Source organism: uncultured Methanobrevibacter sp., from assembly GCF_937898925.1.
GTDB lineage: Archaea > Methanobacteriota > Methanobacteria > Methanobacteriales > Methanobacteriaceae > Methanobrevibacter.
The window spans coordinates 1-15,173 of the sequence record NZ_CALDKF010000068.1; the positions used below are offsets into that span (position 1 = coordinate 1).

Genomic DNA, 15,173 nt, shown 5'->3' on the forward strand with positions numbered 1-15,173 from the left:
CTCCAGCTTATCCACTACCTGTTCATATATGGGACGCTTGTCCCTGTAGTCTAATATAATCATACGTTTAGATGGACGCAAGTTTCATAGTTTATCAAAAGCATTAGATCTTGTAAAGCCTTACGATGAAAACTTCTATAAAATCATCACAAATGTTTGCCTCGACATATTCAATCAGTTTGCACCTAAATTCATTTATGCATTTTCAGATGAAATCAGCATACTTCTGGATGAGATTCCATTTTCAGGCAGAGTTGAGAAGATCAATTCTGTATTCGCATCACTGGCTTCAAGTTCCTTTACATATAATCTATTAAACGATTATTCTAATGAATTTGATTTGGATAACCTATCAGATAATGAAAGGAATATTGTATTTCCTATATCCTTTGATTCAAGAATCATCCCAATCGATGATGCATCTATATCTGACTACTTCAAATGGAGACAAGATGAATGTTGGAGAAATTGCATCAATGGATATGGCATTTGGGCACTTAAGAAAGAATACGATAATGAAGAGGCTAATGAAAAGATAAAAGGATTGAAATCAAATGAAATCCATGACATGCTATTTGAAAGAGGAATAAACCTTAATGATGTGGAAACCTGGAAAAAGAGAGGAATCGGAGTCTATAAGAAATCATGGGAAATCGAAGGATTTAATCCTAAAAAGAATGAAAAGACAGTTTCTACAAGGTCTGAAGTCTTTGTTGATTATGAATTGGACATCTTTAGCCAAGACTTCTTTGAAAAATTATAAAATCAATTATTATGCTGACTATTTTTAATTATTTAAAGTGATATTATGGGATTTGAGGATTTAGTGTCAAAAATGAATAGGAGGAATCAGTTCAAGAAGGTCTGTGTAGACCAGGGAGTGATTGATTCTGTAGTGTTCTATTCTAAAAAATCATATCCCAATGAATTTTTAGCAATGCTTGACGGACACGTTAAGGATAATGTTCTATATATCACTGGCTTATTGTTCTTGCCTGGTGAAAGGTCCCATACAAGCGCAAGCTTTAATGATTGGATGATTCCACCAAATCAGAAAAAATGGGGTTCTGTACATTCTCATCCAGGAAACAATGCAAATCCTTCCCATGCGGATTTGATAACATTCTCAAAGCATGGTCCATTCCATATAATCGTCTGTGAACCATACAGTTTAGAGACTATGAAAGCTTATAACGCTTATGGAGAGCCAGTTGGCTTTGAAGTTGGAAACTTTAGGGATGAGAATAAGGATTTGATGCTAGAGGACTTAAAGCAAATCAAGGAAGAGATTGATGAAATGGATGGTAAGGATCTTAGTCCATCATTCTTTGATTTAGATAAGGATTTGTCCTACTTCGATGATGATAATGAAAAGACCAATAAGTATTCACATGAATTTAGTGAAAATTATGATCCTTACAGCATTTCCGATGAGGATTTAGGAGCTATTGACTTGAATCCAACTGTGGTTGAAATAGGTGGAGAGAGAATCAATGGTCAAAGTCCTAAATTAGGTCTTGTCATTGAATTTAGAGATGGAAAGCCTATTTTAAAAGGAGTTACAAATAAATTCCTTGAAGAGGATAATGAAAATCAAGAATAAACAAGTATAAATCAATGATAAATAAGATTTAAAAATAAACTATTTTTTAAAATTTTTAAAAAAGAAAAAAAGAAAAAAAGATTAGAATTCAATGAATTCTAATTAAACTATTTTTATAATATTTGCTTAAAGAATTAAGCTGGTTGCGTCATAAACGTTTTCTAATTGTTTAATCTCTTCAACAGCTTCTTTAGTAGCAGGCTCATCTAAAGTGAGAATCATGATAGCTTCTCCACCAGAGGAGTCTCTTCCAACTTGCATGATACCGATGTTGATGTTCTGTTCACCAAATTTAGTACCGATTGCACCGATACTTCCAGGAATGTCTTTGTATTTTGCAATGAACATGTTTCCTTCAGGTTTTACATCTACCCAGTAGCCGTTGACCTTAATGATCTTAGGTTCGTGCAAGTATGTACCGTCTGCAGACATTTGACCTGCTTTGGTTTTTGCAGTAACCTTAATCATGGTTTCGTAGCCTTCGCTGTCATCGCTTACAGCTTCAGTGATGCTGATTCCTCTTGATTTTGCAACGGTAGTTGCGTTAACAGCATTTACTGCAGTTTCAGTGATTGGGTTTAAGATACCTTGCAAGATGGTTCTTGTGAACAATTCCCTATTTGGAAGTTTAGCGATTTCACCTTTGTAAGTTATTTCCAATTTCTTGATAGGGCTGCTTGCAGATTGGGAAATGAAACTTCCTAATTTTTCACAAAGCTCTAAGTAATTGTTGGTTTCTTCAAACTCGCTGTTGTTCATACGAGGCATGTTGATTACGTTTTTAGGCATGTCTCCTTTGAATAAGGTAATTACTTCATTTGCTACAATGATAGCTGCATCCCTTTGAGCCTCTTTGGTGGATGCTGCAATGTGAGGAGTACATACGATATTGTCTAATTCGAACAATTTGTTTTCTTTTGCAGGTTCCTCTTCGTATACATCAAGCCCTGCTCCTAAGATTTCTCCATTTTTCAAAGCATCGTATAATGCATCTTCGTCAATGATTCCTCCACGTGCACAGTTGAAGATAAGTGCAGTGTCTTTCATCATCTTGAATTGTTCTGTTGAGATTAAGTGTTCAGTTTCAGGGGTGAGTGGAACGTGAATGGTAATTACATCTGCTCTGGTCAATACGTCTTCAATGTCTTCATATAATTCCACGCCCATGTTTTTAGCAACTTCAGGAGGTAAATATGGGTCGTATGCAATTGCATCCATTTCAAATGCCTTACATCTGTTTACAACTTGGGATCCGATTCTTCCCATACCGATAACACCAAGGGTCTTGTTTCTAAGTTCCATACCCATAAATGCCTTTTTCTCCCATTTTCCTGCTTTGGTTGACTTGTCAGCAACAGCTATTTTACGGATAGTGCTTAAGATGAGTCCCATTGTGTGTTCTGCTACAGTGATTGAAGTAGATTCAGGTGCGTTAACTACCATAATACCTTTTTGGGTAGCTGCATTTACGTCAACGTTGTCTACACCTACACCTGCTCTTGCAATGATCTTAAGATTGTCTGCCTTTTCAATGACTTCAGCAGGCAATTTGGTTCTGCTTCTTATGAGAATTGCATCATATTCACCAATGGTTTCAAGTAACTCTTCAGGGGTAATGCTTGTATCCACTACAACTTCACAAACTTCTTTTAAGTTTTCAATACCTTTTTCATTTATTGCATCTGCGACTAATGCCTTCATTATTTCACCGTTTTTTATTTGAAATAAATTATGTAATTTTAATATATTGATTGAGATTAAAATTAATGATAATTATAAAGGTACTTCGTATATATAGTAAATCTAGTTTTTGGATAATTTATTTTATAGGAATTCATACGAAGTACCTTATAATATATTATGTATTGTTTACATAATATTTAAAATATTTGTTAAATAATGAATATTTTTTAAAATAAACTTTATATATTTTATAGCCCTATATTAAACTAATTAACTTATGTTAATTTAAAATTCACTAGAAAAACAATGTGAGGTATAAAAATGGTAAGTGTAGAAGAATTTCCAATTGCAAGTTCAGATCATATTCCAGGATACAAGATTGTAGAAGAAAAAGGATTCGTATACGGTTTGACCGTACGTGCACGTGGTATTGGTGGAGATATCGGTGCAGGATTAAAAGGATTGCTCGGTGGAGAAATCAAGCAATACGTTTCAATGATGGAAGAGTCCAGAGATGAATCAATTAATCGTTGCATTCAACACGCTAAGGAATTAGGTGCAAATGCAATCATTACCATGAGAATGGATTCAGACAGCATTTCCCAAAACATGCAAGAAGTTTTAGCATACGGTACTGCTGTTGTAATTGAAAAAGAGGATTAATTCTCTTTTTATCTTTTTTATTTTTTATAATTCTTTAACTATTTTCTATAATTATTTAACTATTTTTTATAATTCTTTAACTTTTTTCATCTTTTCTTAAAGCTTTTTTCAAATCATTAACTTTATATGCAATCACTTCAAAATATATAACTACCGAACGGTAGGTAGGTAATGATGAACACTAAAGAAAAGATTTTTGATGTGTCTTTAGATTTATTTTCAAAGAAAGGATATGATTCTGTTTCACTGAGGGAGATTGCAGAAGAAGTTGGGATTAAAAAGAGTTCAATATACAGTCACTATTCATCTAAGGAAGCAATATTGATGGATATATTTGACTACTTGAGAAATCTTTTTGAATATGATGAATTGCTGAATAATGGAGACTTGGACTTGACTGCAGACAATGAAATTTTAATGGAAAACCCGGAACTGTTCTATCATATGGGTTCTGAAGCCATCAAGATAATGTTCAGTGAGGAGAGAAATCTAAAGATTTGGAAGTTGATCTTTATACAGATGAATCATAATGAGAAAATAAGACTCTTTTTCCAGAATGAGATTCTTGTCAAGCCATTGATATTTTGGAAAAGATTCTTCAGTATTTTAAAGGAAAATGGAATCATTAGAGAAGATTGCAATCCTGAACTTTTGGCTAAGGAATATTATAGTTTTCCAATTTATTTGCTTCTTGAAATATGTGCAAAATATGATGACATTCCAGAAAGTACATTAGAAAATTTCTTTGAGGAAGCGGAAGAGCATGCAAACTTCCTATTGGATTGTGTGAAGGTGAAATGATGGGTGAGGATAATTTTAATTTAGAGGAATATCTTGCTGAAGGAGCAGAGATTATTGTAAAAGATGCAATCAAAGCTACTTTCAAGAATCCTAAGGAAAGCTTGTTTCTTGCTAAGTTTGCAAAGCATACAAGAAAGGCTACTGCAATTAGAGAGAGCTATAGCAAGGAAGGTAAGCATATTCCTATTTTCCTAATTGCAAGCATTACAAGCAGCTGCAATTTGCATTGCACAGGATGCTATTCAAGGGCAAATGATGCATGCCATGACAATGAACCTTTCGATCAATTAAGTGGAGAGGAATGGGAAGATATCTTTACTCAAGCAAAAGACCTTGGAATAAGCTTTATCGTACTTGCTGGTGGAGAGCCAATGATAAGGGAAGACGTTATCATAAAAGCAAGTAATTTTCCAGAGATCCTATTCCCAATCTTTACAAATGGAACCCTATTGAATAATGATTACTTAAAGTTGTTTGATGAAAACAGAAACCTCGTTCCTATCTTTTCAATTGAAGGAGATGAAGAGGTAACTGACCTTAGAAGAGGAGAAGGTGTTTATAATCAGCTATTGAATTCAATGGAACAGATGAAAAAGAACAACATAATTTTCGGAGCTTCACTTACATTTACAAAAGGAAACTTATCCAATCTGCTTTCAAGGGAATATATCAATCAATTAAGGGATTTTGGATGCAAAGTGATATTTTTCATTGAATATGTTCCTGTAAATGAGGATACTGTAGATTTGGCTCCTGGTGATGATGAAAGGGATTTGCTTTTAGATGAGCTTGAGCTTCTCAGAAAAGAGTATGATGACATGCTGTTCTTATCATTCCCTGGAGATGAAAAGACCTCTGGAGGCTGTTTAGCAGCAGGAAGAGGATTTTTCCATATCAATTCCCATGGTGGTGCTGAACCTTGTCCTGCTTCACCTTATTCCGATATTAATGTTAGAGACAGTTCACTTCTTGAAGCATTGGATTCAAAGTTATTCCGCTCACTTCGTGATGGAGGCATCCTTTTAGATGACCATGAAGGGGGATGTGTCTTGTTCGAACACAAGGACGAAGTGGAAAGAATATTAAATGAATGATCTTTTAAATTTTTAATATCTTTTCTTTTTTTAATTTTTTTAATCTATCTATTTTTAGCTATTTTTCGATAAATATAATAATTATTTCAATTAAAATTTTATTTAGATTTAAATTATTTTAAGTTATAAATTTATCATCAATTTCAATTTAGGTCGTGTTTATTATTTTTAATGAAGATTTAGAATTTAAAGGAAAATCAATCCCTCGTGTAGTTTTGGGAAATGCTCCATTTTTAGCCGATGCCTATTTTGGACATAGGACTCGTTTATACAACTTGGACTTGCTTAGAAACCCAAACAATGTTAGCAAGATAATTGAAAAGTCATATGAATGTGGTGTAAGGTCTATTAATTTGGCAAACAATGAGAGTCTTCTTAAGGCATTCAAAATGGCTTGTGACAATGGAGTTGAAATGCAATCTGTTTCCACAATCGGAAAGACAGAGATGGATTATGTTTTCCCAAATTATGAACAGGCAAAGATGGAAGCAACTTGGAAGGAAGACATTGAAAACCTTGCACAATTCGACAACTCTGTGATGCTTGTTGATGAGTTCCTTATAGACACATACGACTGGGATTTCATAACTGAGATATTGGATGCAATCAATGACACTGGAATTCCCTCTGGAATAATCACTTCTTTCCCATTCAAAACAAGTGAAGAACTAATCGATTCACCTATTCTTGAAGATAAAAGCTTGTTTGACTTTTACATGATTCCAGTAAACAAGCTTGGATACATGATGGACATTCCAGATTTCAGGTCTGATAAGCAGGATGAATTGAAAGGAATGCTTGATAAAATTGATAAGAATATTATCATCAATAAGATTCTTGCTGTCGGAATTCAAAGACCAGAGGAAGCTTTCAATTTCCTAAATACATTGGATTTTGCTGATATGGTATCTGTTGGAATTGCAAGTGAAAGAGAGGCAGAGGAAACATTCGACATTTTAAATAAGATTTAATATAAATTTATAAATATAACTATTGTTATAAATTATATTGAGAATAAAAAATAATATTGAAATTAAGATAATTATTTATATTTTATTTGTTTAAGGTGAGGAATATGGAGTTCATTAAGAAAATCCCTGCAATCAGATGGGAAAATGGAAAGTATGAGCATGTTGAGGAAGAAACTGTTGAGGATGAAAACATATATTTCTATATAGACTTCCTCCAGCCACGTAAATTTTCCACATATCCTGCAGATTTGGATGATTTTGCCATTGGATACTGTTTAGGTGATGGATTGATCAAATCTGTTGATGAGATTGTAAGCATTGAAATCGATGACAAGAAGGTCATCATCAAAACTGTCAATATGCATACTCCAGAAATTGACCTTGAAAGCGATGATTTGGTTCAGGAAAAGGAAGGTGGAGCTAAACATGCCTGTGCTTGCAGGCTCTTGGAATATCAGGGGGTAATGTCAGATAGTGCGGGAGGATGGAGAACTGAACTAAAATCAATTGAACCGATAGAATCTGACTTGGTAGTAAATGCAACTGAAATTATTGAAAACATGAAAAGGCTCACAGCTAAGGCGGAAATATGGCAAGAGACTGGTAGTGTTCATGTTGCACAATTGGTTTATGGGGACCAGTTCATTACCCGTGAAGATGTAAGTCGTCATGTGGCAGTTGATAAGGTAATCGGTGCAGCAGCTAAGGCTGGATTTGACTTATCCCAATGCTATGTATGCTATAGTGGAAGAATGCCTGCAGACATGCTTATAAAAGTGGTTAGGGTAGGTATTCCTATATTGGTTTCAAATGCAGCTCCTGCAGGATCCGGTTATGACATTGCAGAAAAGGGAAACATCACTATGGTTGGTTTTGTACGTGGTGACAGATTTAACCTTTACACTGCAACAGAAAGAATCAATTTGGATAAATGATTCTTTTTATTTTTTTAACATATTATATAACTATTGTTATAATTTTACATTAATTCAAAAGTGATTTTATGTCAAGTGAAAATCAAAATAAGGTTTATAATCTTCTTATAAGTAAGGGAATTGATTCCTATAATGAATATGAATTTTATAAGGAAAGGATAAACAGTCAAAAAGAGTTCAAATGGAATGAATACAATACTCAGGACAATGAGTTGAATGATGAGTTGTTTGAAAAAATAGATGTGATTGTATTGTTGTATGGTCTTTATCATCAAAACAAGGAAATTTGTGATGAACTGATTGACAAATCACAAGAATATGATATTCCATTGCTTTTTGTTCGTTCCTTTGGTGTGGAATATGTTGTTGAAGAGATAGTGGAAAAAGCAGATGCAGTTGTTGGCTGGAATCCACATTGCATTATAGATGCAATTCAAACCTTGGTAAATGGTGAAGAAGAGTGGATCAAGCCATGTGACATTGAAGAGGAATCTTAATTCCTCAATTTTTTCTTCTTTTTTTAAAATATTTATTTTCTAATCTTTTCAAGATAAATGTTAATTGCGATTACAATTATTGCAAGAATGCCTAATCCTAAAATAATTGGATTCTTTACTCCAACATAAAAAGTTAAAATACCTGCTAATATCAATGCAACAATAAGAATGATCAATCCTCTATTTTTTTGAAAATCCATATTTTCACCTAATAATTTAATATTTTAATAATTTAATTGAGTAAATTAAAAATTAATTAATTGTTTCTTCTTTCTCTAATCAACCTTAAGAACTCCTTGGAATTCTCAACCTCTTTCATTTCCCATGATTTTATAACTGGAATTCCATCAATGGAATCCTTGATTCTATCATCCTTAAGCACAAAGAATGGGTCTGAAGAGGTTACAAGAGAAAGGTCCTTTAAGCTGATTGCCATTTTCTTCAATGTTTTTGTATTCTGCTCATCCTGAACATTCAAGTTAGCTATAAGTGGAGTTTGCTCTTTCTTTCTGGTAGCTATTTCAGCTTTAGCAAGTGCATCAAATGGACTCTTATTGGTTGAAACCACACCAAAACCTAATTTTGCCAAGTTTTGAGCATTTGTTCCTTGAGTTTGATTCAGACTGCTTGTATCTGCCTTTAGCTTAATGTCTTCCTGATACGGTTCAAAAAGGTCGATGTCAAGAGTGATCTTAGTGTTCAATATCTCTTCAAGAAGCATTGCAGTTTCAGTGTTTGCTCTTACCATTCCATTTTCATACTTGTACATTGTAGCTCTTGAAACATGTGCCAAATCAGCCAAATCCTTCAAAGATAAGTTGTATTCTTCTCTGTATTCCTTTAGAACATTCCCATTGATTTGAACATAATATCCGCCACGGTCTGCAAGAATTTCAGGATATTCGTCATAGACAATCATGTTCTTTAAGGTTTCAAGGCCAATTGCAGGAAGCCCATGTCTTTCATAGACAACATCCTCTTCCAAAATATGGTTTTTGGATTTCACTCCTACAATGATTGGACTAGCTAAGAAAACGTTGGAGATTTGCCTAATCTCCTCTACATGAGATTCATTTATACTATCGATATTCACGAGGACTTTTAAAAGTAGAATTAGCAATTTCTTACGAGCCACTATATCAAAGCAGCTTTGTTCATAAATGTTTGATGTTTCAAACCCCTCTTTGTTTAGCAGTTGATAAACTTCTCGTATTAATTGATTCCTATTTGTTATTGCCATAGGATTGCCTCGTATAAATTCAGTTTGATTTTTGATAATTTTTTGATAGTATTTTTAGATAGAATTTATTAATTAGTTTCGATAAATTTTAATAATATTATTTATCTTTTAAGATTAATATAAAATTGACTATTTAATTTTTTAGATTTTTGATTATTAATAGTTAATCTTTAATCGCTTAACTAAATTTTTTAATTAATCATAGTGGAAATTCAGTGATTTATATGAATTATTTTTATATTGGAATTGATGATACAGACTCTCCAGATGGGATGTGCACAACATTTCTTGCATCAACTATCCTAAACGAATTCAGGGACAATGGCATAGAGATTATTGGCCATCCAAGATTGATTCGTCTAAACCCTTTTGCAAGATTCAAGACAAGAGGAAATGGGGGAGTATCCTTTAAATTGAGTCTAGATCAAAACATTGATTTGGCAAAGGAAATTGTCCTCAAATATGTTTCAGAGCTTTCAATGTTTGATTGTGACAATACCAATCCTGGAGTTGTATTCTATCAAGGAGAAATCACTGAAGAGATGGTTGATTATGCATTTAAAGCCATTTACTCAATAATCACTATTGAAGAAGCGGAAGAGTTTGCAAATCATATTGGTGCTCGAATCCATAAGTTCAAGAAAGGAAGAGGGATAATCGGTTCTATCGCAGCTATTTCATGCCCTCTTGAAGACTATACCTATGAGCTATTGGCATATAGACATCCGTCAAGATATGGAACAAAAAGGAATATTGATTATGATTCTGTTGTTAAAATGGACAAGGAAACTTATCCTGAAACATTTGAAAACATTGATGGCAAGTATTTGGCTATTGAACCTAAAACTCCATGTCCTGTTCTGTATGGTATCAGATCCAACAGCCCAGAAGTTCTGGAGACTGCAAGGGATATTGTCATTCCAAATGAGGAAATTGTCGATTCATGCATATTCAAGACAAACCAGCACACTGACATGCACATTCAAAACGCAAATTCAATTGCTGAGCTTAAACAGTATTCCTGCTATAGGATAAAAGGATTTGTCAAGGAAAAGCCTCACATAATTGAAGGGGGGCACATGTTTTTCACACTCTATGATGAAAGCGGTGAAATTGAGTGCGGAGCATATGAACCAACCAAGAACTTTAGAAAAGTTGTAGCCAAATTGAGAGCAGGAGATGAGATTGAGCTTTATGGAGGAATAGGTGAACAGAACACTTTCAACATTGAAAAGTTCCAAGTCATAAAGCTAAATGAATTCATTTATAGAAATCCTATTTGTGAATGTGGCAAGAGGATGACATCCGCTGGAAAAGGAAAAGGATTCAAGTGCAAAAGCTGTGGTAATAAGATTGAGTCAGATGAAAAGGTTCCTGAAAAGATAGAAAGAACTTTAATCAATGGCAAATTTTATGAAACTCCAGTTTCAGCAAGACGTCATTTGTCCAAACCTTTGATTCGTATGAATTTGGAATAATTTTGCTTTTTTTTAAATTTTTTTTATTTTTCTTAATTACTATTCACATATCATTGCCCTTATTTAACCTAGTTATGTTCTATTTGTCATTATTCATCACTATTAGTCATTATTTATCATTTTTGAGGAATAAATAGATTAGTTTATAAGTAATAAACTAAAAATTAAAATTAAAAGACTTTTTTTTAATTAAGAAAATATTATTAATATAATTGGGAGTGATTTTATTACTGATCAATCTTCACATCCATTTAGGGAAAAAACTGATAGGGCGATAAAGAAGAGACCTCCATGGAAGGAGTATAATTTACATATTGTCGTGTTTATTTTAGTTATTATTTCAATGTTCATTGGAGTAAAAGAGATTAAGATAACAGATACTATCAGTGTTTTACTATTGCCATTGATCTATGCATTAGTTATGGGATTAGGTCTTTATTTGGCAAAACCTATTAAGTTTGTAGGCAGTAAGCAATCTAAGGTTGCTGAAGGGGCTATGGTTTTATTCATTGGTGTTCTAATTGCTAAATTAGCTATTTCAAGTGGACAATCCATTAATATTATTTTTCAGGTAGGTCCTGCATTGATTTTACAGCTTTTAGGTGATTTAGGTACCCTTATTGCATTGCCTGTTGCTTTGCTTTTAGGATTTAGAAGAGAAGTTATAGGTATGGCAAGTTCCATTTGTCGTGAACCTAACTTAGGAGTTATCATTGACAAATACGGTTTCAAATCCCCAGAGACACGTGGAGTTTTAGCAATTTTTGTTATAGGATCAATTATTGGTACTCCTTATATCAGTTTCCTCTCAAGCATATGTGTTTCCCTCATACCATTCCATCCATATGCATTTGCAATGGCATCAGGTATAGGTAGTGCAAGTATGAATGCTGCAGCATTGGTTCCATTAGTGCATACTTATCCAGCTATGGCTACTCAATTGGAAGCTTTTGCAGGATGCAGTAATATTCTTTCATTCTGTTTAGGAATTTACATGTGTATTTTCATTTCATTGCCTATTGCAGAAAGATTGTATAAATGGCTTTCTCCAATTATAGGTAAAGACGATGAGATTACTATTGATGATGAATATGCCATTGAAGGGGTAAAGGATGATAAGTATGCTGCTTCAGAGGATTTAAGTTCAGGTAAGCTTAAAAGATGGGCTACATTCCTTGTTATATTTTCATTTATTGTGGCTATTGGAAATTTTGTAGGTTATAAAACCCCAATAAGCGATGTGTTCATTGGAATGCTCTTGATTTCACTCATTACAATTGTAGGTATGGCTCTTGAAAGGATTATTCCATGGAATATTCAAGCAATCATTTATATAAGCTTAATAGGTATTATAGTAGCTATTCCTGGTGTTCCAACTGCTGACTTTATAGTTAGTTATGTTTCCCAAATCGAATTGACTACAATCTGTACTGCATTCTTGGCTTATGTAGGTATTGCAATCGGTAACGATTGGGAAGAGTTCAAGAAGATTGGTTGGAAAGGAATCGTCATTACATTAATCGTTATTTCAGGAACTTACCTTTGTTCTGCAGCTATTGCTCATATAACTTTAGTTGCTACCGGAATGGTATAATTAAATTCTTTTTTTAATATTTTTTAATCTTCAATCTTTCACTTTTTTTAAATTTTTCAATCATATTCATTTACTTAATTCTTTTTTTTTAAATTGTATCAATTTATTATATAGTAATTATAAAAATAAGATTATGATTATTAATCAATTGTCTGAATATTTGATTCATTTAAGATATGATGATATTCCTAAGGAAGCTATTGAAAAGGCTAAATCATGTTTCATTGACTATTTGGCAGTTTATCTAAGAGGTTTAGAGAGTGATAATGCTCAAATAGCCATTAAAACCATTTATGAATTATATGGCAATGATTTTAATTCCTTAAATAAAGGATTCATAAATGGAATTGCTTCACATAGCTTGGATTTGGATGATGGCCATAGGTGGGCACAATTGCATCCTGGTTCAGTTGTATTCTCAACAGTTCTGGCAATGATATCAGATAGTGGTTTGGAATTGGATATCACATCTGAAGAGTTTCTTGAAGCGGTCATTGGAGGATATGAAATAGCTATTGCTCTTGGAATGCTCGTCAATCCAGACCATAGAAATCAAGGATTCCATAGTACTGGAACAATAGGTGCATTTGCTGCTGGAGCAGTTGCATCAAAGCTTTTAAGATTGAATAAGGAGAAAACAGAACACTGTTTTGGCTTATGTGCAACCCAGTCATCAGGACTTCTTGAAGCAGATCATGCAGGAACTATGGGAAAATCATTGCATGTTGGAAATGCAGTTTACAATGGAATACTGTCAGCATATCTTGCTAAAAATGGATTTACAGGCGCTGAATCATTAATTGATGGAAAAGAGGGATTCATAAAAGCCATGGCTTCAGATTTATTTGATAGGCAATGTGATGATAATGGCAATTTAGATGATTCAAAATTATCCCAGTTCATTGATATGAATTTAAACAAATTCCATATAAACAATGTCTATTTAAAGAAATATCCATTCTGCAGACATATTCATTCGGCAATTGATTCAACTTTAGCTTTAAAGAATGATTTGAAAGATTTGAAAGATTCAAATAATTTGAAAATTGACTGTTCAGACATCTCTTCAATTGATATAGAAACATATAAGATTGCAAGTGAGCATGATAATTATAATCCTAAAAATGAACAGGACTTAAAGCAATCATTGCCTTATGCAGTAGCTATTGCATTGGTTTTAGATGATTTGAGCTTGGATTCAATAGATGAATTGATTGACAATGGCCTTTTTGATGAAAAATCAGCTGATAAGGACATTTTGAAGATAAAAGAAATTGTAAGCAAGATCAATATTGATAACAATGAAAAATTGAATCAAATGACTCCAGAAAAAAGACCATCTAAAGTAACAATAAAGTTCAGGGATGATTCATATGAAATCTTGGAGGAAACCACTTATTATCCATTGGGAGAAGTGGAAAATCCTTTAAAAGAAGAGGATATTTTAGATAAATTCAAACTTTTAAATCCTAAGTTTAATATGAATAAGTTACAAATAATTAAACAGATGGAAGATTATTCAATTCACGAAGTTTTTGAAGAATTGGATTTATTAGATTAAAATTCTTTGATTTAAAAATGATATTAATTAAATATTATCAAATAATTAATTATAAAAAGTGATTTTTATGATGGATGAAACTAAAAAATCATTGGAGAAGTTAGGAATTAATGAATTACATGATGATTATGTATCTAAAAAGAGATTTGAAGATGGGGGACAATATAGATTTGAAGTTCCAGGAATACAAGGTCCTTCTGCACTTGAATCTCTTTTAGAGGCTTCCAATGATTATGACTTAACAATTCATAGGGCCACTCAAACCAAAGGAATCATGTTTTTATTGGATGATGAAATAAGCAAAATGGTTGATTTGGCTCAAGATGCAAATATGCAATTGTTTTTAGCTGTTGGTCCAAGGGCTCCTTATGATACAAGCGCTACTGTCCAAACTGAAGAGGGAAAACGTATAGGGTACAGGTTAAGAGGTTACAATAATCTTGTTTATGCTATTGAAGATGTTAAAAGAGCAGTTGATTTGGGAGTTAGAGGCATCTTATTATATGATGAGGGTTTGCTTTATGCTCTTTCTAAAATGAGAGATGCAGGAGAACTTCCTAAAGACTTACTGTTTAAGTTGTCTGCTCATGCAGGCTGTTCCAATCCTGCTTCAGCAAAGCTATTTGAATCAATTGGATTGAACTCACTTAATCCTGTAAGAGACCTTCAGATTCCAATGTTGGCATCATTGCGTGATGCAATAGATATTCCAATTGACATCCATACTGAAAATCCAAAGTCAACAGGAGGATTCATACGCCATTATGAAGTTCCTGAAATGATTAAGGTGGCAAGTCCAGTCTATTTGAAGACAGGAGGATCCGTTGCAAAGCATCATAGTTGGGATACAACTGAAAAGGAAGCTCGCCAAAGAGCAAAACAAGTTGCTTTAATTAGGGATTTGATTGAAAGACATTATCCTGATGCTATAATGAGTAAATTATAATGAAAATAAATGAAAATAAATAAGAATAAATAAAAATAATTGTTTTTATTCGTTTTTTCTAATTAAGATTATTGTTGATACTATGGATTTGATTGAAAAGGTTCAGG

15 protein-coding genes are annotated in these 15,173 nt (G+C 33.2%); 12 read left to right on the plus strand and 3 right to left on the minus strand.

Annotation, left to right across the window (positions count from 1 at the left end; translation table 11 throughout):
- The first annotated feature begins 61 nt into the window (after positions 1 to 61).
- Both Q0409_RS05550 and Q0409_RS05555 read left to right on the plus strand, forming a co-directional pair.
- Complete coding sequence (locus Q0409_RS05550; RefSeq protein WP_298535946.1) at positions 62 to 763, plus strand: tRNA(His) guanylyltransferase Thg1 family protein; 702 nt, start codon at positions 62 to 64, stop codon at positions 761 to 763.
- Between the two features lie 45 nt (positions 764 to 808).
- Positions 809 to 1,603 (plus strand): Mov34/MPN/PAD-1 family protein, encoded by a 795-nt coding sequence (locus Q0409_RS05555; RefSeq protein ID WP_298535928.1) that lies wholly within the window; start codon positions 809 to 811, stop codon positions 1,601 to 1,603.
- A 126-nt stretch (positions 1,604 to 1,729) separates the two neighbouring features.
- On the opposite strand, the gene serA is transcribed toward Q0409_RS05555, so the two are convergent.
- Positions 1,730 to 3,304, minus strand: coding sequence for a phosphoglycerate dehydrogenase (gene serA, locus Q0409_RS05560; protein ID WP_298535930.1), 1,575 nt, complete (start codon positions 3,302 to 3,304; stop codon positions 1,730 to 1,732).
- Between the two features lie 303 nt (positions 3,305 to 3,607).
- On the opposite strand from serA, the gene Q0409_RS05565 reads away from it, so the two are divergent.
- From Q0409_RS05565 to Q0409_RS05590, 6 genes are all read left to right on the plus strand, one after another.
- Positions 3,608 to 3,949: a heavy metal-binding domain-containing protein gene (locus Q0409_RS05565; protein ID WP_298535932.1), complete on the plus strand. Its 342-nt coding sequence runs from the start codon at positions 3,608 to 3,610 to the stop codon at positions 3,947 to 3,949.
- A 174-nt stretch (positions 3,950 to 4,123) separates the two neighbouring features.
- Positions 4,124 to 4,750 (plus strand): TetR/AcrR family transcriptional regulator, encoded by a 627-nt coding sequence (locus tag Q0409_RS05570; RefSeq protein ID WP_298535934.1) that lies wholly within the window; start codon positions 4,124 to 4,126, stop codon positions 4,748 to 4,750.
- Complete coding sequence (locus tag Q0409_RS05575) at positions 4,750 to 5,844, plus strand: radical SAM/SPASM domain-containing protein (protein ID WP_298535936.1); 1,095 nt, start codon at positions 4,750 to 4,752, stop codon at positions 5,842 to 5,844. Before Q0409_RS05570 ends, Q0409_RS05575 begins: the two co-directional genes overlap by 1 nt.
- 155 nt (positions 5,845 to 5,999) lie before the next feature.
- Positions 6,000 to 6,815 carry a hypothetical protein gene (locus Q0409_RS05580; RefSeq protein ID WP_298535937.1) on the plus strand — a complete coding sequence of 272 codons (816 nt, stop codon included), beginning with the start codon at positions 6,000 to 6,002 and terminating at the stop codon, positions 6,813 to 6,815.
- Positions 6,816 to 6,919: 104 nt separating this feature from the next.
- On the plus strand, positions 6,920 to 7,750 hold the full coding sequence (gene fdhD, locus Q0409_RS05585) for a formate dehydrogenase accessory sulfurtransferase FdhD (protein ID WP_298535938.1): 831 nt from the start codon (positions 6,920 to 6,922) through the stop codon (positions 7,748 to 7,750).
- Between the two features lie 68 nt (positions 7,751 to 7,818).
- The gene (locus tag Q0409_RS05590; RefSeq protein ID WP_298535939.1) at positions 7,819 to 8,247 is read left to right on the plus strand and encodes a nuclease; all 429 of its coding nucleotides are present in this window, start codon (positions 7,819 to 7,821) and stop codon (positions 8,245 to 8,247) included.
- Positions 8,248 to 8,279: 32 nt separating this feature from the next.
- On the opposite strand, the gene Q0409_RS05595 is transcribed toward Q0409_RS05590, so the two are convergent.
- Together Q0409_RS05595 and Q0409_RS05600 are read right to left on the minus strand one after the other, a co-directional pair.
- Positions 8,280 to 8,447: a hypothetical protein gene (locus tag Q0409_RS05595; RefSeq protein ID WP_298535940.1), complete on the minus strand. Its 168-nt coding sequence runs from the start codon at positions 8,445 to 8,447 to the stop codon at positions 8,280 to 8,282.
- A gap of 56 nt (positions 8,448 to 8,503) precedes the next feature.
- Entirely contained in the window at positions 8,504 to 9,481 is a 978-nt protein-coding gene (locus tag Q0409_RS05600; protein WP_298535948.1) for a transcriptional regulator, read from the minus strand.
- 221 nt (positions 9,482 to 9,702) lie between these two features.
- Between Q0409_RS05600 and Q0409_RS05605 the strand changes: the two genes are divergently transcribed.
- The 4 genes from Q0409_RS05605 to Q0409_RS05620 all read left to right on the plus strand — a co-directional run bounded on the left by Q0409_RS05605 (position 9,703) and on the right by Q0409_RS05620 (position 15,066).
- Complete coding sequence (locus Q0409_RS05605; protein ID WP_298535941.1) at positions 9,703 to 10,965, plus strand: tRNA(Ile)(2)-agmatinylcytidine synthase; 1,263 nt, start codon at positions 9,703 to 9,705, stop codon at positions 10,963 to 10,965.
- A 343-nt stretch (positions 10,966 to 11,308) separates the two neighbouring features.
- The gene (locus Q0409_RS05610; RefSeq protein ID WP_298535942.1) at positions 11,309 to 12,559 is read left to right on the plus strand and encodes a DUF3100 domain-containing protein; all 1,251 of its coding nucleotides are present in this window, start codon (positions 11,309 to 11,311) and stop codon (positions 12,557 to 12,559) included.
- Between the two features lie 133 nt (positions 12,560 to 12,692).
- On the plus strand, positions 12,693 to 14,120 hold the full coding sequence (locus tag Q0409_RS05615; RefSeq protein ID WP_298535944.1) for an MmgE/PrpD family protein: 1,428 nt from the start codon (positions 12,693 to 12,695) through the stop codon (positions 14,118 to 14,120).
- Positions 14,121 to 14,190: 70 nt separating this feature from the next.
- The gene (locus Q0409_RS05620; protein ID WP_295606589.1) at positions 14,191 to 15,066 is read left to right on the plus strand and encodes a peptidase; all 876 of its coding nucleotides are present in this window, start codon (positions 14,191 to 14,193) and stop codon (positions 15,064 to 15,066) included.
- Positions 15,067 to 15,173 lie beyond the last annotated feature (107 nt).